This window comes from Clostridium sp. KNHs205 (assembly GCF_000702945.1).
In the GTDB taxonomy this organism is placed as follows: Bacteria; Bacillota; Clostridia; order Lachnospirales; family Lachnospiraceae; genus Anaerocolumna.
On the sequence record NZ_JNLE01000003.1, the window covers coordinates 2,647,309 to 2,667,687 of the forward strand.

General features: G+C 39.0%; 13 protein-coding genes. 11 read left to right on the plus strand and 2 right to left on the minus strand.

The window, feature by feature from the left end; all coding sequences use genetic code 11:
* Nucleotides 1–89: 89 nt before the first annotated feature.
* The 11 genes from BR73_RS0111110 (at nt 90) to BR73_RS0111160 (ending at nt 18,440) form a co-directional block, all read left to right on the plus strand.
* The gene (locus BR73_RS0111110; protein WP_033165580.1) at nt 90–6,101 is read left to right on the plus strand and encodes a chitobiase/beta-hexosaminidase C-terminal domain-containing protein; all 6,012 of its coding nucleotides are present in this window, start codon (nt 90–92) and stop codon (nt 6,099–6,101) included.
* A gap of 285 nt (nt 6,102–6,386) precedes the next feature.
* Nucleotides 6,387–7,583 carry a YibE/F family protein gene (locus BR73_RS0111115; RefSeq protein WP_033165581.1) on the plus strand — a complete coding sequence of 399 codons (1,197 nt, stop codon included), beginning with the start codon at nt 6,387–6,389 and terminating at the stop codon, nt 7,581–7,583.
* 306 nt (nt 7,584–7,889) lie between these two features.
* A complete protein-coding gene (locus tag BR73_RS0111120) occupies nt 7,890–8,753 on the plus strand; it encodes a GNAT family N-acetyltransferase (protein ID WP_033165582.1) in 864 nt (287 codons plus the stop codon).
* Between the two features lie 39 nt (nt 8,754–8,792).
* On the plus strand, nt 8,793–9,413 hold the full coding sequence (locus tag BR73_RS0111125) for a class I SAM-dependent methyltransferase (protein WP_033165583.1): 621 nt from the start codon (nt 8,793–8,795) through the stop codon (nt 9,411–9,413).
* 449 nt (nt 9,414–9,862) lie between these two features.
* The gene (locus BR73_RS0111130; RefSeq protein WP_033165584.1) at nt 9,863–10,264 is read left to right on the plus strand and encodes a VOC family protein; all 402 of its coding nucleotides are present in this window, start codon (nt 9,863–9,865) and stop codon (nt 10,262–10,264) included.
* A 485-nt stretch (nt 10,265–10,749) separates the two neighbouring features.
* The gene (locus tag BR73_RS0111135) at nt 10,750–12,948 is read left to right on the plus strand and encodes an alpha-galactosidase (protein ID WP_033165585.1); all 2,199 of its coding nucleotides are present in this window, start codon (nt 10,750–10,752) and stop codon (nt 12,946–12,948) included.
* Between the two features lie 430 nt (nt 12,949–13,378).
* Nucleotides 13,379–14,005 (plus strand): TetR/AcrR family transcriptional regulator, encoded by a 627-nt coding sequence (locus tag BR73_RS0111140; RefSeq protein WP_033165586.1) that lies wholly within the window; start codon nt 13,379–13,381, stop codon nt 14,003–14,005.
* A 62-nt stretch (nt 14,006–14,067) separates the two neighbouring features.
* A complete protein-coding gene (locus tag BR73_RS0111145; protein ID WP_033165587.1) occupies nt 14,068–16,386 on the plus strand; it encodes an ABC transporter permease in 2,319 nt (772 codons plus the stop codon).
* A 3-nt stretch (nt 16,387–16,389) separates the two neighbouring features.
* Nucleotides 16,390–17,148: an ABC transporter ATP-binding protein gene (locus BR73_RS0111150; RefSeq protein ID WP_033165588.1), complete on the plus strand. Its 759-nt coding sequence runs from the start codon at nt 16,390–16,392 to the stop codon at nt 17,146–17,148.
* A gap of 223 nt (nt 17,149–17,371) precedes the next feature.
* On the plus strand, nt 17,372–17,857 hold the full coding sequence (locus BR73_RS0111155; protein ID WP_051685140.1) for a DUF4395 domain-containing protein: 486 nt from the start codon (nt 17,372–17,374) through the stop codon (nt 17,855–17,857).
* Between the two features lie 64 nt (nt 17,858–17,921).
* Entirely contained in the window at nt 17,922–18,440 is a 519-nt protein-coding gene (locus tag BR73_RS0111160) for a nitroreductase (protein WP_033165589.1), read from the plus strand.
* 245 nt (nt 18,441–18,685) lie between these two features.
* On the opposite strand, the gene BR73_RS0111165 is transcribed toward BR73_RS0111160, so the two are convergent.
* Both BR73_RS0111165 and BR73_RS0111170 read right to left on the minus strand, forming a co-directional pair.
* Entirely contained in the window at nt 18,686–19,042 is a 357-nt protein-coding gene (locus BR73_RS0111165; RefSeq protein ID WP_033165590.1) for a hypothetical protein, read from the minus strand.
* 359 nt (nt 19,043–19,401) lie between these two features.
* Nucleotides 19,402–19,968 (minus strand): DNA-3-methyladenine glycosylase I, encoded by a 567-nt coding sequence (locus BR73_RS0111170; protein ID WP_033165591.1) that lies wholly within the window; start codon nt 19,966–19,968, stop codon nt 19,402–19,404.
* Nucleotides 19,969–20,379 lie beyond the last annotated feature (411 nt).

Sequence of the window (20,379 nt, forward strand, 5' to 3'; positions counted from 1 at the left end):
ACTTTACTTAGCTTAAGCACTGATGACAGAACAAAATTAGTGTAAGAACAGTAAACGAATTGCGTATATCATCATAAGGAGGAAAAAGAATGAAAGTGTTTGCAAAACGATGTCTGGCAGTGATGTTAAGTATTATTATGGTATTTACCGTAACTCCTGCCCAAAGTTATGCAGCAGAAACTGCTGGTACCTATGTGCCTGTCAGTTCAGCAGCCGAGCTTACCAGCGGTAAGTATGTAATAATAGTAAATACCGGTTATGCCATGAGTACATATGACAGCGGTACCAAGTGGATAGGTGCTACTGCACTTAGTCCTGTAGCTGGCAAAATAGTGAACCCTGACAATACCCTGGTATGGAACCTCACGGTCTCAGGTAACAGCGTTACTTTAGCAGATGCGAATGGGATATCCATAAAACCGTTAGGTGGTAATGTAAACGGTATAGAACCAGGTGATTATAACTGGGAGACTGAATTTAATAATGGAACCTTTTCCTTTAAAGGAACTGGTGCAGATACTGTTATATTAGCAAGTAATAAAACCACCGAGAATAAATTCAGAGCATATAAAACAGGTACTGCTGCAGGCAATGCCGGTTATCCTTCTGCCTTTACACTGTACAAGCTGGATAGCAGTGTTCCTCCCGTCGATCTAAAAGCAGAAACACCCAAAGCCAGTTTGGCCTCTGGTAACATAGTTTCAGGAAGTGCCATCAGTTTAACCTGTGGTACCCCCGGATCCAGTATCTATTACACAACTGTGTCACCGTCAGCAATTTGGGTGGATTACTCAGAACCTATTACTATAAATACGGATACAACTATCTATGCACAAGCAAAAGCCGCAGGATATGAGGACAGTGATATAGCTGAATTCAATTACATACCTGTTGAAAATCCTGGAACAGATCCCACCTTATATGACCCTGTTCCGGTTATTCCTGAAGGTGCAAAATCTGTTCTGGAAGGCAGCCAGACTGCAGCCGGACAAGTAATTACTGTAGTAGGACAGCTGGTTTACCGATTCGGTAACTATGACAATGCCAATACCGTAATATTGGAAGACGTCATTGATGGAAACATTTACGCCCTTCAGGTATACGATGCCCTCGCCGGTTACAACATCGGAGATGTTGTAAAGCTGACTGGCACCACCTCCTTGTATGGAGGAGTTCCTCAGCTGCAGACCCTGACCGGGAAAGAGCTGATAACACCGGCAGCAGAAACACAGCTGATTAAAGCACAGGAATTTACTTCTATTAGTGAGTTGAAAGCTTTTAAGGATTCCCTGGTATCTGAATGGGTAGTTATCAGAGAAATCACTCTTGGTACTTATAACAGCAACGGAAGTACAACTGTAACTGATAACAGCGGAAACAGTATGCCAATCTATCGCGCTGCAACTTATCCCGTTGGTGTAGCAGCCGGTGAAAAGGTTGATCTCTATGCCTGTGTATCCAAATACACTACCACCGATCAGCTTCGTGTTGGTTCTTCTGCTGATTATGTAGTTAAAAATGACACAAAAGCACCTGTAATAACCCTGCCTGTCTTTGAAAATGCAGAACTTGGCAAGGATTATAAGGTATCTGTTAAGATTACAGATAACGTAGCGGTAGCAGCAGCAGAGCTGACCTACACAATAAATCAAACTGTCTATAAAGCAGCACTGGTACAAAATACTGCGGATAATACCACCTGGGAAGCAACAATCCCCGGAAGTCTTTTTACTTCAGAAGTATCTTCTTTTACCTTATTTGTAACAGCGAAAGATAAAGCAGGAAATGAAGCAGCCAGCAGTGTGAAATCAATATCAGTGACGGATGAACCGCAGGTCGTAAAAGTTACACCGGAACGCAATGGAAAAACCGGTGAGGAAAAGAGACCGGTAATCAGCGTAACAGCAGTAAATGTTGGAACAGCTCCGACAGCTAAGCTTACCTTAAAGGCAGGAAGCACAGTTGTATTTGACTCTGTTGCCATGAATTATGCTGACGGAACCTTTTCCTATACACCGGTACAGGACCTGGCGGATAAGGGATATACAGCTACTGTAGTGATAACCCGTGCAGACGGAAAGGCAATAACCTATGACTGGCCTTTTACGGTAGGTACACCAAAATATAATCTGTACTTTGGGCAATTGCACAGTCATACAACCTATTCTGACGGCTCCGGTACTTTAGACGATGCTCTTAATTATATCAATAAGATTAACAAGAGCGACAATGTTGATTTTACCGCTTTCACAGATCATTCCAACTATTTTGATACCAAAACAGAAGTTAACCCGGAGGCTTCTCTGTATAACAAGAGTTTAATGACAGCGGGCAGTCAGACTCTGTGGAATGAGTACAAGGGTAAGATTGCTGAATTCAATGCTGCTGCGGAGAACAGAGGAGTTATTGCCCTTGGCGGCTTTGAAATGACCTGGTCAGGCGGACCTGGACATATCAACACCTGGAACACGGAGGGGATTGTAAGCCGTAATAACACAACCCTTAACAATAAGACCAACGATGCCGGTATGAAAGCGTATTATACATTATTAAGCCAGCCGGAAGGAGCGGCTTCTGTCAGTCAGTTCAACCATCCTGGCACGACCTTTGGTACCTTTAGTGATTTTGCTTATTGGGATCCGGAACTTGATTCCCGTATTACTTTGGTGGAAGTAGGAAACGGAGAAGGAGCTATTGGCAGCGGCGGATATTTCCCTTCATACAATTACTACACCATGGCTCTTGATAAAGGCTGGCATGTAGCCCCTACCAATAACCAGGATAACCACAAAGGTAAATGGGGGAATGCAAACGATGCAAGAGATGTTATCATAACAGATAACTTCACGGAACAGGGCATTTATGATGCCTTAAAAGATCGTAAGGTTTATGCAACAGAAGATAAGAACCTTGAGATAACCTACACAGTAAATGATGAATTTATGGGCAGCATCATTAAGGAAGTACCAGAAAACCTAAATTTAAAAGTATTATTAAACGATGCCGATGATGAGATTCAGAAAGCGGAAGTCATTGCAAATAGCGGAAGAGTGGTTTATTCCTGGGATGTAAATGCAATGAGCAAGGAATTAAATGTAACCCTGAAACCGGACTATAGCTATTATTACATCAGAGTGAAAGAAAAGGATGGGGATATTGCCGTAACAGCACCAGTTTGGGTGGGCAGTACGAAACTGCTTGGCATCTCGAATGTAGAAAGCAGTACAAATACACCGGTTACCGGCGAGAAAATGACGGTTAAGACCACACTGTTTAACAGTGAAGCTTCCGACGCAGCAATTAAGTCCCTGACCTATAAATTAGACGGAGCAGTAATTGACCAGATAAACAATGCCGGTACTGTTGCAAAAGGAACAAATACGGCAGTCAATTATGATTTTACGCCTGTGAAAGCAAAGGTACAGACCTTAACTGTTGAAGCAGTATTAACGGTGGGAGACCAGGACTATTCCTTTACAAAGGACCTCAGTCTGGATATCAGAGATGCTGATAAGCTGGTTTACATAGGAATCGACGGAAGTCACTACAACGAATATGTAGCAGGAAACTACAAGGATTCCATGGGTAACTTCAGCCGTCTTGCGGCACAAAGTGATGTAAGATGTGTTATTTTAAATACCAGTGAGGAATTGATTTTAGCAGCAAAGAATGTAAACGGTAAATTTAAGATGATAATACTCACTGCACCCAGTCGCCGTAACGGTACTTCTTTAAGAGAACCTTATGCAGTATATTCAGATGCAGAAATCGCAGCACTCAAAGGATTCGCAGAAGCCGGCGGAAGCCTGGTGCTGTGCGGATGGTCTGACCTTTATGAGAATTATAAGGCCTTCCCGGCGGAAGATCATATGGCAGCGCAGCAGAACAAGCTGCTGGCGGCAATCGGAGCAACACTTCGTATTAGTGACGACGGTGCTTATGACGATGTACTCAACGCAGGCGGAAGCGAAGCAAATAAAGCCAGATTATATCTGAGCACGTATAACTGGGCAAATCCATTGACCAAAGGCATTGTATATGATAAAGAGCATCCCAATGACAATCTTTACTCTCAGCTGTTCAGCCAATACGGTGGAGCTACAATTTATGCGGTAGATCAGGAGGGAAATCCCACTTCTGTATTACCGTCTAATATATCACCGGTTGTATACGGACACAGCACTACTTATTCAAAGAATTGTGATAATGATAGCCTGGGCGGAAACATACCGAAATATGAGTATGCGAAGGATGATAACCGTCTGATGGTGCTGGCAGCAGAAACAGTCACTCATTCAAACGGAAGCCAGTCAATGGTAATTGTAGACGGTGCAGCTTTTATGAGTAATTTTGAAATCCAGGCTACGGTTTCAGATACCAATGCGGAATTAAATTATTCAAATTATACAATCTTAGAAAATTTAATTCAATTCGTAAACCCTATTCAGATAGATTCTATTGCAGAGGTTCAGAAGGAAGCAGAAGAAGGGGTAAAATTTACAGTAGAAGGAATCGTTACCTCCAATGCTTCCGGTTTTGATAAGGCTACCGCTTTCTTTGACTGTATCTATCTGCAGGATGGAACTGCCGGTATTAATGCTTTCCCGGTATCAGGAGACTATAAAGTCGGTCAGAAGGTTCGTATAACCGGAACAACCTCCTCCTACAACGGGGAGAGGCAGTTAAATGTAAGCAGTATCTCTTTGTTGGACAGTAATATCCAGACCTTAGAACCAAAAGCTGTAACCGCTGAACAGGTAAATAACCAAACCTACCTTGGAAGTCTTGTAAAGCTTACCGGAAAGATAACCAAAGTTGAACTTGCTAATGGGGCTGTCCAGACGATCCTTGTCAGGGATAATGCCGGAAACACTGCAAGAATCTTCATCGATGGCTATATTACAACTGGCAAGGAAATCAATAATTTAGAAGTGGGCAATAGTATAACTGCAGTTGGCCTGTCATCATATGATAATACCTTTGATGGTCTTCCGGCACGTATCCGTATCAGAGACAGGGCAGATATTGTGTGTACCAGAGAAACGGTAATAACACCGACACCTGATCCTGTAACGCCAACACCAACACCGGTTACCCCTACTCCGATAAAACCTTCACCGGAGAAGGAGACAAAGATTGTACTTGATAATCCGGTAACGAAAATAACTGCTGGTAAAGCAACCATCAAATTAGAAGCCAGTGAAAAAGCATTGCAAGAAGCAGTAAAAAGCGGCAGTTCTAATATAAAGCTTTCCTTAGGGAAAGAAGTATTTAAGGATGTCCAGGAAGACGGCAAGGTTACAAAAGGTGTAGCAATTGAATTAACTATTCCTTCTGTAAAAGATGCAGCTGTAAAAACCATCGTATTAAGTCCCGAAGCTTTATTATTTGTAAAAGAATCCGGGCAGGCTCTTACTGTCAAGGTAACAAATGGAGAGGCAAGGAGTTACACCATAAGTATTCCTGCTTCTGAGCTTAAGAAAGTAACGATGGCCTCTAAGGAGTTAAATTTGGCTGTTACAGTGGTAAAAAATACAAAAGCAGCTGTAAAGTCAGCAGGAATCTTATCCATAGGAACAGAAGGGAACTTAGCCGCCGGCATGATTGTTACAGTACCTGTTGAAGAGGTTATTTCCTTAAAGGCAGGTAAAAAGGTATATATTTATTATAAGAATACCAAGACCGGCTTATTGGAGGAAGTACCCAACAATCCAAAGACCATTGGGAAGAATGGTACACTTAAGTTATCCTCACTAAGCGGTGGAGATTATGTTATCTGTACAGAGCAGGTAAAGGATGCCGTTAAGTTGGTTGACAGGATTACTGTAACTGTAAAGACTTCCGTTACCAAGGGAAATAAACTGAATATCAAAGTGACCCTTCCGAAGGAATTAAGCAAGGTTACGGCATTTGCATACGGTGATCCCCTTGGACAGGAAGAAGCAAAAATAACCTACAAGGTAAGTAATAAGGATATTGCTGCTGTATCCGGAAGCGGTGTCATTACTGCCAGGAAAAAAGGTACTGTTAAGGTTACAGTTACCGTTACCTTAGAGAATGGACAGAAGAAGAGCTTCAGCAAAAATATTACAGTAAAATAGTACGAAATACTGAATATTTCACATTTTCAATTTGGGCAGCTATGCAAGCAGGCTTCTGGTTTTGCATTAGTAATAAGATTAGTGATATAAACTTTATTTAACAAAGGTGGGGTGCTGCATTTTCGTGCAGCCCCTTTCCTTGGCTAGATATAGATTTAATCAATAACAGATATAATTGATAATGATGCCGGGAAAACAGCATCATGTTAGAGAGTGCAAAATACAAACGGCACTTTCCAACATCCTGATTTATACGTGTGCCAAGGCACACAGATGGGAGTTTATATGATAAAGAACCTGAAGATAAAGATTATAACTGCAGTGGTAATGCTGTTACTATTTATCAGTGCAGCAATCCTTTTAAATCAACCGGCTCCGGACGATGTACTGTCCTCTGCGCAAAAAAGAATATTTGCGGTTGCAAAGGTTACGGACATTCTAAGTGACAATGCAGCACCGGACAGCTGGACGGAAGGCAGGCGTATAGGTGAACAGAACCTGGAGGTTACTGTGCTTACAGGCAAGTATAAAGGAAAGGTGCTGGAAGCTGTTAATTATGTGAATGCCTACTTCAATGTTGATGCCAAGCTTGGAACACGTGTGATCGTCCGGCTGGACTTTAATGATGCCGGGGAATTGTATGTCCTATCGATTCCCAACTATGACAGAAGCAGTGTTCTGATTATAGCACTCCTTGCTTTTGCCTTACTCATGGTACTGGTAGGAGGTAAGCAGGGAGCAAGGGCTTTATTCGGATTGTTGTTTACTTTGATTAATCTGTGGTATATATTGATTCCTCTGGTTCTAAAAGGTGTATCTCCGATTATGGCAACAATATTGATTGCTGCCTATACCAGTGCCGGAGCCTTGCTGATGCTGACGGGCTTTACGAAGAAGACTCTGTGTGCTTTCTTAGGCTGTGTTGGTGGGGTAATAGCAGCCGGAGTCTTTGCCTGGCTGGTAACTCTTATGACACCAATAAACGGATTTAATATGTCAGAAGCGGAAGAAATGGTCATACGAGCTTCTGATTCACCCCTTCAGATCAGCGGTCTGCTGATAAGCGGTTTACTTCTGGCTGCTCTGGGGGCGTTAATGGATACGTCCATGTCCATCGTATCTGCACTTCATGAGGTATATGAACAGAACCCGGCCATCTCTAAAAAACAGATTTTCAAATCTGGTATGAATATAGGAAGGGATGCTATGGGAACTATGGCAAATACCCTGATACTTGCATTTGTGGGGTCAGCCTTTAATCTCATGATATTATTTCAGATTTATGAGTATCCGATGATCCAGATACTAAACAGTGATATGATCGTAATTGAAATTTTACAGGGGATTGCCGGCTCGGTAGGTATAATAGCTACAACACCTTTTGTCTCAGCATTATGTGCAGCTATATTTAAGTGGAACAGGAAAGAAGAAACAGTAAAGGGCAAAGATCATAGAATGAAAAAGCAGTTAGCAGAGAATTAATTGTCTTAAATAAAGTACTGTTATTGGAATCTGGAATTAATTGTATTAAATTAAGTACTGGAAGCAAACCGGACATTGCCTGACCAGAAAAAGCCAGATTGCCCTTGAAAAAGTAGGTAGTTCCGGAGGAGCTTTTGCTTTTTACATATAGAGTAAAAAAGTATTATAAGTTTATTAGTGATTACATTGTTAATTTCAGGTATAATAGTATTAACAATAAATTACTGCTGTCGATACTATTAAGGCAACGCAGTAACATAATACAATATAAGACTAAAACCTAATATATTGGAGGAAATAAGCCTGTTGATTATCAAGAAATTTAATAAGCTAAATAATCATATTACCGAGGAAATAAGAGAAATTGAGAGAGTCTGTAAAGAATATGATAAATTAAATGGTGATTTATTCCTGGATACATCATTGAATTTTAATCAGGAAATAGAAGGAAATATTCTGCTTTATGAGGATAAACAATTAGTCAGTCTCATAATCATGTTTATACCAACATCCGAGGAGGCTGAGCTTTCAGCTTATACTTTGCCTGAATATAGGCAAAGGGGTTATTTTAAAAGGCTTCTTACAGAAGCAATGGAAGAAATTAAGAAATATAAAATAAGGGATTTAATATTTGTATGCGAACCGCAGTCGAAAGATGGTATTGAAGCAATTAAAAGATTAAAAGTTGAAATGGATTTTACGGAGTATTTTTTAAGACTCAAGAACTATTCAGAAAATAGAGAGTTATCAAAGAACAGGTTATTAAAGCTTTATAAAGCAGAACCGGAAGATAAAGAGAACCTCATCAGTTTAAGTCAGGACATATTTGAGGATTCATACGAAGATGCTAAAAATATTATAACCAGGTCGTTTGAAGCTGATAACAGGTTGCAGTATATTGCAAAATTGGATGAGGTGCTTGTTGGTATGGGTGCTGTCAGCTTTGAAAATGAGGAAGCTTCTATAAGTGGATTAGGGATTTCGCCGCAATATCAAGGGAAAGGTTTCGGGCAGGATTTGCTTAATTTAATCCTCAGTGAATTAAAGCGGGATGGCACAGAAAATATTACAATTGAGGTGGACAGTAATAATGAAGTAGCTTTTAATCTATATAAAAAATGTGGATTTGAAGTAGTTGCCTCCTTCAACTATTATAGAAAAAGAATCTAACAGGTTATCTTATTATAAAAACAGATGGGAGAATAAGATATGGGAAATACAGATATATTTGATATGATGGCAACAGGCTATGATACTCCTGAAAGAATCAGAATTGCTAAAATAATTTCAAATGCTGTACGTGAAAACCTGGACGATGCTGATAATAAGAAAGCCATAGACTTTGGATGCGGAACAGGACTTGTTGGCTTAAACCTGTTAAAGGATTTTAAATCCGTACTTTTTCTGGATTCTTCACCTAATATGATTGAGCAGATAAATCAGAAGATTAAAAAATTCAATATAACCAATGCAGATACCTTATGCTTTGATCTTGAAAAAGAAAGCATTACCAATACACGCGCGGATTATATTATTCTGGCACAGGTGCTGCTTCATATTATGGATATAGAGCCAGTTTTAGCAGGATTATATGATATGCTCAATGACGAAGGTCATATTATCATTGCTGATTTTGTTAAAAATGATGCAGTAGTCTCTGATATTGTTCATAATGGCTTTGTTCAAGAGGAGCTTATTGAGCTTATGACGAGAATAGGATTCAAAGATATCAAGTTTAAACCATTTTATACAGGAAGTAAAATCTTCATGAATCAAGATGCAACCTTATTTATTCTGGATTCACAGAAGAAGGAATGTCCCGATGTATAAAAATGTAATTTATCAGGTTTGGGACATTAGATTCTGATATTCTCTCAATAGGAAGGAGAATACGTATGGAATTTCTGGTAAATATATCTTTAACTATTCTTCCCTTGATGAAGGAATGGCTTATTTTGCCGGTTATGAACTGTGACTTCCTCAAGCAAAACAGGTCAGATGATATCTCTGGCAGCCTATAGAATATCTCAGAAATTGATTGGATTTAATTAGTATATCTAAATAAATAGCTTCAAGTACTTAATCATATATCAAGTACTTGAAGCTGCTTTCTTTAAGAAGCATATACAGTAAGAAATCAATCAAAACTGCATTGCAAAGTACAATTGTATTAATTTTATCTTATGCTATAATAACAGTATGAGTGAGATATTAATTGGGAAGTATAAAGGTAATAAATCAGGGTTAGCTAAAGAAAATTCATCTAAAGGAGTATTATTATGTTAGGTCATTATTTAATGTTTAACAGAAACTGTGAAGAGGCGTTGAAAGCCTACGAAAAAGCTTTTGACACAAAAGCAGCTCATATACAAAAGTACGGAGATATGCCTCCTAATCCTGCCTTCCCAATTGAAGAAAATGATTTGAACCTTATTCTGCATTCACGTCTTGTAATCGAAGGCGTAGAAGTTATGTGTGCTGATAGCAGACAAACTCCTGACGCGGGAAGCAATATGTATATCTCATTAACTACCAGTAATGATGAACTGGTAAAACGTGCATGGGATACGTTGAAGGACGGCGGAAAAGTATCTATGGAACTCACCCCTTCCTTTTTTGCCAGACTTCATGGCAATTTACAGGACAAGTTCGGCGTTAACTGGATGTTTACGCTGGAGTAATATATTAATCAAGTAGTTTTAGCAAAGGTTACAAACTGACAAATGTATAGCATGGAAAGTTTTATAGCGCTCATTAATTATATAGTTTCGAACCAACAGCTTCCTTGACAAAACTGTCATCGGAAGCTGTTATGCTTTTATATGATACCTGCCAAAAAGAAATAAGTAAAAAGAGCTGTAGTGAGAAACATTAAAAATAAAGTTTATAAGTTTGTTAGAACTGTCAAATGAAAAATTGAAAGTAAATGCCATAAGTTTCATACAACTTGCAACCGGTAATGATGTTGGTTTGATGTATAATTCAATGATTTACCTTGGATTTTACCTTTTTATGCAGATATATTTAGTTTATAATTAGGCATAAAATGACTAAAAGAAAAATGAAATTTAAGTTGATATTGTCTGGAATATTTGTTATAAACTAATTAAAGCTACAGAAATAATACATCCTCTATTTGTAGAATAATTAAAAAGGAGTTAAAAAAATGGCAATTCAATATCTTGAAAAAGAGCGAATCTTCAAGCTGGACACGAAAAATACCACATATATGTTCGGTACTACGGTTGAAGGATATGTTGGTCATATCTATTATGGAAAACGTCTGCAGCATGCAGGAGGCAGTTATCTGTTAAGAACAGAAGAAAATCCCTTTACACCCAGTGTAAGGAAGAGAGAAAAGGCTTCTTTTTTTGATTTCTTCCCTATGGAGTATCCTACCGGCGGAGTGGGAGATTACCGTGAAAGCTGCCTGAATATACGAAATGAAGAGGGACGTATGGGATGTGAGATCCTTTATACTTCTCATGAAATATTAAAAGGCAAGCCAGAAATGAAAGGTCTGCCAGGTTCTTTTGGCAGTGAGCAGGAGGTAGAAACTCTTGAACTTACCTGTACAGACGCAATTTTAGGTGTAAAGGTAATCCTTTCCTATTCTGCATTTTATGAAAATGATATTATCACCAGAAGTGTAAAGGTTGTAAATGAAGGGAAACAGAAGCTGAAACTGGAGAAAATCTATAGTGCCTGCCTGGATATGGATAATCAGGAATATCAGATGTTAAGCCTTCATGGTTCCTGGGCAAGAGAACGCCACATTCAGAAGAATCCGGTAGCTTATGGTAAGCAGCTGGTTTCTTCCGCAAAGGGTGAGTCAGGACATCAGGAGCACCCCTTTATAGCACTTTTAACTCCCGGGACAACTCAGGAGCAGGGAGAAGTCTATGGAATGCATTTCGTTTATTCCGGTAATTTTATCGGACAGGTTGAACGTTCTCAATTCGATGCTGTGCGTATGGTAATGGGAATCAATCAGGAAGAATTCAGCTGGAACCTTACACCCGGTACCGCATTCCAGGCGCCGGAGGTCGTTCTGGTGTATTCCGATAAAGGCCTTGGCAAGATGACACGTTCTCTTCATGATTTCTATCGTGAACACATGATCCGCAGTCCTTACAGAAATAAGAAACGCCCCATCCTGATTAATAACTGGGAAGCAACCTACTTTGATTTTAATACGGATAAATTACTTGCAATCGCCGCGGAAGCGAAAAAAGCCGGCATTGAAATGTTAGTCATGGATGATGGCTGGTTTGGTGAGCGTAATAGCGATAACTGCTCTTTGGGAGATTGGGTGGTGAATGAAAAGAAGATTACCGGAGGCTTAAAAGACCTGGTAGACCGCGTCAATGAGTTAGGCCTTCAGTTTGGTATCTGGTTTGAACCGGAGATGATTTCACCCAACTCAGACCTTTACAGAAAACATCCCGAATGGGCAATACACATTGAAGGACGGGAAGCTACTCAAAGCAGGGAACAATATGTACTGGATCTTTCCAATCCGGAGGTGGTTGATTATGCTTATGAATGTGTTGCGAAAATACTGAGAAGTGCCAATATCGCTTATGTTAAATGGGATATGAATCGTCAATTAACGGATCTGGGAAGCATTTATCTTGATAAAGCTTCTCAGCAGGAATTATTCCATCGCTATACCCTTGGTGTATATCAGCTGCAGGAACGTCTGGTAACAGAGTTCCCTAATCTGCTTCTGGAGAATTGTTCCGGCGGAGGTGCCAGATTTGATCCCGGTATGCTTTATTACAGCCCGCAGATCTGGTGCTCTGATGATACAGATGCTGTAGAACGACTGATGATACAGGAAGGTACTGCCCTTATTTATCCGCTTTCAGCCATAGGCGCTCACGTCAGTGACTGCCCCAATCACTCTGTAGGCAGAGTAACTCCTTTTGAAACAAGAGGACATGTAGCCTTAGCCGGAACCTTTGGTTATGAGCTGGATATTACAAAGATACCTCAGGAAGACAGAGAGATGATACCAAAGCAGGTAGAGATGTATCATAAGTTCCATGAACTGGTAAGAGAAGGGGATTATTACCGTATCGCTTCTTATGGAGACAATCACTATTTTGATTGTTATGAAGTGGTTTCCAAAGATAAGAAGGAAGCACTTGTTACCTATGTGCAGGTACGCGGAATTCCTAACAGCCATAGCCGGAAGATTAAATTACAGGGCTTGGATGAGACAGCGTCCTACCGTCTGGAAGGAACTGATCAGGAATATCATGGTGAATTGCTTGTAAATAGCGGATTCCTGGTAAAAGATATGTGGGGAGATGCCGTTAGCCGTCTGTACCATTTTGTAAAAATTGATGGATTAGAATAAAAGCTTGTTTAGTTGAGAAATCCCACTGTAAAGTGGGATTTCTCATTTCACATATCTTAGTAGTAAATCTATAATATTCTCCACTTATTGTATTACTGAATTGAAAAGTTATTTGCTGCCGTCTTATAGATATTTCCGCAAATTTTAATTTAATCAGGTTCTTCAAAAGCATATCTCAATCTAGTCTCCTCTGAAAAAAGAGTACATAAGATTTCCATTTTTAAATAATACTACAGAAAAGCTTAAAATGAAGTATTAAATTATTATGAGAGATATTTTTAATTGATCCAAATTATCTGGGGTATCTAATTATGGTCTGTTTTAAAAACGTATTTTTTACATTCTTAATAACACAAACTTGACAGAAAGCATTGAATATATTATTATTCTCTTACAGACCGACAGTCAGTCGGTAAAAGGAGATACAAACATGAGAGTAGTAAAAGAAGCAAATGAACGTAGAAACGAAATACTTGACGCTGCTGATGAACTTTTTGGTAAGAAGGGCTTTGATGGTACAAGTACAAATGACATTTTGGAAAAAGTAGGAATTGCCAGGGGGACATTATACTATCATTTCAAATCAAAAGAAGATATTATGGATGCCTTAATAGAGAGATACAATACAGGGCTTTTAGAATCTGCAAAGATGGCGGCCTTAGATAAGAGTATTCCTGTCTATGAGCGTATAATCCGTGTCGTAATGGCGCTGAACATTAGTGGCAGCAGCAGCGGCGAGATCATGGAACATATTCATAAACCTCAGAATGCATTGATGCATCAGAAAATTCAAAGAGTAATAAACAACAATGTACCGCCGATTTTAGCGGAGATTATACGGGAAGGAATAGAGCAAGGGCTGTTCAATACGCCATATCCCCAGGAATGTATGGAGATGATGGTGATATATCTGAATACCCTCTTTGATAATGATATCATTGACATGACAGAGGAAGAACGTAGTACACGAATTCAAGCCTTTGCCTTTCATGCAGAAAGACTGCTGGGAGCAAAAAGTGGAAGTCTAATGGAAGTAATGGGTATGTTTGAACGTTAATTGGAGTCAGGAATAAACGACGTTCAAACCACAATTATTTATCCTTAAGAAGGGAGGAAATTATGTATTACAAAATTGTCCGTAACGACATAGGCAAAAGTAAATGGATTACGCTTATTACCCTGCTATTTGTTACAGCTGCCGCCCTGCTGGTATCCCTGGCAGCTGTACTTCTCATTAATTTATCAGGAGCTATAGATACATTGATGACCCAAGCCAAAACACCGCATTTTATGCAGATGCATTCCGGTGATATTGATTCGGACCGCCTTTTAGCTTTTGCAGAGGAGAACAGTAATGTAGAGGAATTTCAAGTCCTGGAGTTTCTGAATATAGATACTTCAAAGATTGTCATTGATGGAAAGGCTCTTACAGGCAGTGTCCAGGATAATGGCTTTATGGTACAAAGCAAAAATTTTGATTTTCTTCTTGATCTGGAAGGAGAGGTGATAAAGGTATCTGACGGAGAGGTATATGTTCCCATAAGTTACTTAAAAGATGGCACAGCAGATACAGGAAGTATTATAAAAGTTGGTAATGAGGAATTTATCATAGCCGGGTTTCTCAGGGATTCACAAATGAATTCTTTACTGGCCTCCTCCAAGAGGTTCCTGGTAAGTGAAAATGACTATAGTAAAATAAAAGAAGCCGGCAGTATAGAGTATCTTATCGAATTCAGACTAAAGGACAGGTCAATGCTTAGCGCTTTTCAGAATGCTTATACCTCAGCAGGCCTTGAAGCAAACGGTCCGACCATAACATATCCTCTTTTTAAAATGCTCAATGGGATATCGGATGGAATTATGATTGCGGTAATTCTTCTTGTAAGTGTGCTTGTGGTAGCGATAGCATTTATGTGCATCCGGTTTACCCTTCTTGCTAAAATTGAAGACGACTACCGTGAGATAGGTGTTATGAAAGCAATTGGACTGCCGGTTACCGATATTAAGAAGATATACCTGGCTAAGTACGCAGCCGTTGCAGCAGCAGGATGTCTTCTGGGAAGTGCCTTATCCTTTCTTTTTCAGGGGATTCTTTTGGAAAATATCAGGCTTTATATGGGAGAAAGCAACAATTCGTCTCTTGCCATAGTTTTTGGAATAATAGCAGTAATACTGGTATATCTGATAATTCTTTTATATGTAAACCGTGTCTTAAGACAATTTCGGAAAATATCTGCTGCACAGGCTATTCGTTTTGGTATATCACAAGATAAATCCTTGGTTTCGAATCATTTTTGCTTAAGTAAGAATAAGCTTCTAACCACTAATGTCTTTCTTGGTATGAAAGATGTTCTTTCGAGGAAGAAGCTTTATGCCACAATGCTTGCAGTACTAATAATATCTGTCTTTATAATTATTGTCCCACAGAACCTGTTTCACACCATTTCCTCAGATAGTTTTATCGGATATATGGGGATAGGAAGCTATGATATGCGTATTGACCTGCAGCAGACAGAGGATATTTTGGGAAAAGCACAGGAAATTGAAAAAGCCATGGAAAGTGACAACACAATAACCAGGTATACAGTTTTTGTAACAAAAAACTTTAAGCTTAAGAGTTCCGATGGAACACAGGAAAATATTAAGATTGAATTAGGGGACCATTCGGTATTTCCGGTAGAATATTCCCATGGAAGAGCTCCTCTTTCAAAGGATGAAATTGCTCTGTCAGTGCTTAATGCTGATGAACTTGGTAAAAAGACGGGAGATATCTTAACCCTGGTTTCTTCCGGTAAGGAGACAAACCTAAAGGTAAGTGGAATTTATTCGGATATAACCAATGGCGGGAAGACAGCAAAGGCTGTATTTCCTGACGATTCTCAGGATGTCATGTGGTATGTTATCAGTGCCGGCTTTTCAGATAAAACCATTACAAAGAGTAAAGTGGCAGAGTACGGAAGGGAATTTTCCTATGCTAAAGTTACAGGAGTGGACGAGTTTATCAACCAGACCTTTGGCATGACAATAAATGCAGTAGGTAAGGCTTCCAATGCCGCAGCTATCATAGCTATACTTATTACTTTACTGACTACACTGCTGTTTATGAAGATGCTTGTGGTTAAGGACAGATACTCCATAGCTGTTATGAAGGTATTTGGCTATACCGATGTGGATATCAGGCAGCAATATATTGCCCGCTCCGGGTTCATCTTAATTATTGGAATTGTACTTGGCACCCTGTTTGCGAATACACTTGGGGAAATACTTGCCGGAGCAGGCATATCATCCTTTGGGGTGTCCTCCTTTGAATTTGCAGTTAATCCGTTTTCAGCTTATCTGTTAAGTCCCATAATGATGACAGCCACAGTAATTTTGGCAACCCTCCTGGGAGTCAGAAAAGCTGGAGAACTCATAATATCCGAGCATATAAAGGAGTAGCCTATGAAGAAGATTATAATCGGTGAAGATATCGTAAAAGCTTATAATGAAGGTGATGAAAAGCATACAGTACTAAAGCAGGTTTCTGTTGAGATAAAGGAAAATGAGTTTGTTGCAATTATGGGACCGTCCGGTTCAGGAAAATCAACCCTGATGTTTGCTCTCAGTGGCATGGACAGTATTGACAGTGGTAAGGTGATTTTAGAGGACAAAGAATTATCAACCCTTAAGGATAACGAGCTTTCTGAAATACGAAGAACAAAAATGGGATTTATATTTCAGCAGCCGACTATGCTGAAAAATCTTAACCTGCTTGACAATATCCTGCTGCCCTCCATGGTAGATCATAATAAAAAGGTGAAGGAATATAGTGAAAAAGCCAAATCACTTATGAAAAAGGTTGGTATAGCAGAACTTGAAAAGCGGGATATTACACAGGTTTCAGGCGGTCAGCTGCAACGAGCAGGAATATGCCGGGCGCTTATGAATGACCCGGAGATTATTTTTGGAGATGAGCCTACCGGTGCTCTTAATTCGAAATCCGCCCTGGAGATTATGGATATATTAGCAAAAATCAATGCGGACGGTACAGCCATACTTCTCGTAACTCATGACGTGAAAATAGCAGCCCAAACAGAGCGAATAATATTTATGAGTGACGGGAAAGTCATATCGGAGTTGAAATCATCGAAATATAACGGTAAGGAAATAGAGGCAAGAATTAATAGAATCACAGAAAAGATGAGAGAAATAGGCATTTAATAGATTCACAGAAAAGGTGAGAGAGTGGTATTTAGAGTACTGTTTCTAAGAAGACATGTATTCTTATATGAATAGATAAAAGTATATAGTAAATTTAGCAGGTATATAGTAAACCAATAGGTATAAAGTAAATCCAGCAGGTTACTTGACAACATTAGAAATTAGACTTATATTATATATATCATATAGAATTAGTATGTTTTAAATGAAAGAGGGTATTCTTATGGCTATTGATTTATCTTGCCCGATATCCGGAGAAAAGCGTGACAATACCACGGTTCGGTTCGTTGCGGGTTTTGTTTTTGCTTTTACCGGGTTGGCATTACTGGCAGCAGTACTGATTTCAGCGCGGACAGCTGCTGTAATAACCGGAATTTTAGCACTTGATTTTATTATGCGAGGACTATTTAGACCGAAATACAGCCCGTTTGCAACTCTTGCCAGGGGGATTGTATCCGGCTTGAATCTTCCAAGAAAGATGGTTGATAGTGCTCCTAAAGTATTTGCAGCCCGGATAGGAGTGTTATTTTCTGTGACAGCTACCATTTTGTATGCGGGAAATATGCTTTTTGCAGGAAGTGTAGTATTGGTTGTATTATTGCTATGTGCAGCATTGGAATCCTTTTTCAGCTTTTGTCTGGGGTGCTGGATGTATTCCTTATTGCCCAGGAGAGTAGGAAATGTTTTAGCAAAAGAGTATATGAAATAATATACAAATTAATAATGCAGTTAAGGCCATATAACTTATATCCAGGAAAGAAGAGGAAATTGTTATGAGTGAAGTATTAAAGAACATAAAAGCAAGAAGAAGTGTACGTAAATTTAGTGAAGAGCAGATACCGCAGGAGAAGTTAGAGGATATTCTGACTGCCGGATTATATGCGCCCAGCGGACGTAATTCCCAGAACTGGCAGTTAACAGTAGTTCAGGGAGAAGGGAAGCTTGAGTTACTAAGAGCGGCTGTGGGTAAAGCCTTAGGTCAGCCTGATTATAAGCGATTTTATGATGCACCAACCTTGATTCTTGTAAGTACACCAAAGGATTATCCCCTTGGTGCATTTGATTCATCCGTTGTATTGGAAAATATTTTCCTTGAAGCAACTGACCTTGGAATCGGTTCTGTCTGGATTCATCAACTGGCTGGTCTGTCTGACAATCCAGATTTACGCGAAGCTTTAACACAGTTGAAAGTACCGGAAGACCATGTGACCTGGGGAAGTGCAGCTCTAGGATTTCCAGCAGTCGAAGTACCTGGTGACAGAGTGAATAAAGGGGTAGTTGTGTATTCTTAATACTGGAACATAATGAATTCTATACCTTTTGCAAATACAAAATGCCATTACCTTAAGGGACAGTATAAATAGATTAAACAGTAAATATAAATTAAGTAATAAGTATAAATAAAATAGGATGTATTTGAGACGCAGGAGCATAAAACCTACGTCTCTTTATTTTTATAAACATTAGATACAAGTGCGAAGCTATATTTTCTGTTTTAACTTTAATAAGATGTGTAGAGGTCAGTTATTGTTATGAACTACAACTGTGCATTTTCCTCACCGGGAGCAATTTCTATGTTAGTAATCAGATTATCGCATAAAGAGAAGAAGTAATAAAACAACTGGGGGCTGCTGGGGAATTTTCCACTGGTTAAAGAGGTCACAATAATTATTCCATGCTTGTCTTCCATATTTATCACTTTTGATTCCAATTGAAATTCGTCATTGGTATTTCCACGCCAATCCTTTATAGATGCAAGCCCATATATATGATTATCTTCTCCTATATCATGAATATGTGCATCTTCTGCCAGGCAATCGTTGAGGATTGCATGGTTGTTGTTATTTAATGAATTCATATAAAGTGCAACAGGTGTTGGTAGTTTAGTTAACATGATAATGACTCCTTTTTTAGAACATAATATCATTTAAAAGCAGACTACTGTATGTCATATTATAAGAATTATGTTACGTGAGGGTCAAAGAGTATGTAAATCAGGGATAGGGATATTTATTGGAGTAGCCGGAAGTATTGTGATTTCTGGAAGCATTATAGAAAGCTCTCAGTCCAATATACGAATGAATAGTTCAGGAATGTGGGAAGAGAGAACGTGGATATGGTTATAGAATAAATTCAATCAACATACGAGGCTTTCATTACAAAGCAGAAATGATAGTACAAATAGCTGTCAGCAAATACACTAGTCAATAATTAGTTAGACAGGTGAATTTACTGGCAGCTATTTGCATTAAGCTAACGATTATAAAAAGCACAGGATACCAGGTGATCATTTACCATCCCAATTGATTGCATAAATGCATAGATGGTTGTAGTACCAACAAACTTAAAGCCTCTTTTTTTCAAATCCTTGCTGATTGAATCTGAGACCGGGCTGCTTGAAGGAACTTCTTCAATACGATTCCAGGAATTGATAATAGGTTTGTTATCTACAAATGCCCATAAATAATTGTCTAAAGAACCAAATTCCTCAAGGAGTTTAAAGTACGCTTTCGCATTATTAATAGCAGCATTAACTTTCTGGCGGTTTCTAATAATTCCATCATTTTGTAATAGCATCTCAACCTTTGCTTCTTTATACGCTGCAAGGATTTCCGGATCGAAATCATCAAATGCTTCGCAAAGAGTATTCATTTTTGTAAGGATTGTTGACCAACTTAAACCAGCCTGCTTACCTTCAAGAATTAATAATTTAAAGAGTTTTTTATCATCATGTACAGGGATACCCCATTCTTTATCATGGTAATCCTGCTCCAATTTGCTCTTAACAGCCCAGTCACATCTTTTTATTTCCAGTGTCATTATCGTCTCCTAATGTGCAGTTATTTTAGTGAAAATGAAGTTGTAATATATTTATTTTGATACTAAAAGTCTTTAAAGTTTTTTTTTATTAAATGGCGCACTGTGTATTTACTTTACCATAGAGTGTTGTTTTGAGCAAGTTTCTGAGAAAATCAAACATCCGTATTTACCGCAAGCTTGTGAGCGGTAAGTACGGATATGAAGTATGATATGTTCTTTATGTCAGACGAAACCTTGTAAATATCCCAAGATTATAAGATGAAAGCCTGGTGTGAATTATAGAAATACAAAATTCACACCCTGATTTGTGGCAGTGCCACATCTGCAAGCAGATGCGACATGCAATGGGAGCTGGTATGAATAACGAATCGTAATCCTGAAACTATAAAATTAAGAAAAATATAACTATTA

What these genes read in the sequence shown, in the direction of transcription:
- BR73_RS0111115 (WP_033165581.1), top strand. Translation starts at nt 6,387, where the DNA reads ATGATAAAGAACCTGAAGATAAAGATTATAACTGCAGTGGTAATGCTG.
- BR73_RS0111145 (WP_033165587.1), top strand. Translation starts at nt 14,068, where the DNA reads ATGTATTACAAAATTGTCCGTAACGACATAGGCAAAAGTAAATGGATT.
- BR73_RS0111160 (WP_033165589.1), top strand. Translation starts at nt 17,922, where the DNA reads ATGAGTGAAGTATTAAAGAACATAAAAGCAAGAAGAAGTGTACGTAAA.
- BR73_RS0111130 (WP_033165584.1), top strand. Translation starts at nt 9,863, where the DNA reads ATGTTAGGTCATTATTTAATGTTTAACAGAAACTGTGAAGAGGCGTTG.
- BR73_RS0111140 (WP_033165586.1), top strand. Translation starts at nt 13,379, where the DNA reads ATGAGAGTAGTAAAAGAAGCAAATGAACGTAGAAACGAAATACTTGAC.
- BR73_RS0111125 (WP_033165583.1), top strand. Translation starts at nt 8,793, where the DNA reads ATGGGAAATACAGATATATTTGATATGATGGCAACAGGCTATGATACT.
- BR73_RS0111155 (WP_051685140.1), top strand. Translation starts at nt 17,372, where the DNA reads ATGGCTATTGATTTATCTTGCCCGATATCCGGAGAAAAGCGTGACAAT.
- BR73_RS0111170 (WP_033165591.1), bottom strand. Translation starts at nt 19,968, where the DNA reads ATGACACTGGAAATAAAAAGATGTGACTGGGCTGTTAAGAGCAAATTG.
- BR73_RS0111165 (WP_033165590.1), bottom strand. Translation starts at nt 19,042, where the DNA reads ATGTTAACTAAACTACCAACACCTGTTGCACTTTATATGAATTCATTA.
- BR73_RS0111150 (WP_033165588.1), top strand. Translation starts at nt 16,390, where the DNA reads ATGAAGAAGATTATAATCGGTGAAGATATCGTAAAAGCTTATAATGAA.
- BR73_RS0111110 (WP_033165580.1), top strand. Translation starts at nt 90, where the DNA reads ATGAAAGTGTTTGCAAAACGATGTCTGGCAGTGATGTTAAGTATTATT.
- BR73_RS0111135 (WP_033165585.1), top strand. Translation starts at nt 10,750, where the DNA reads ATGGCAATTCAATATCTTGAAAAAGAGCGAATCTTCAAGCTGGACACG.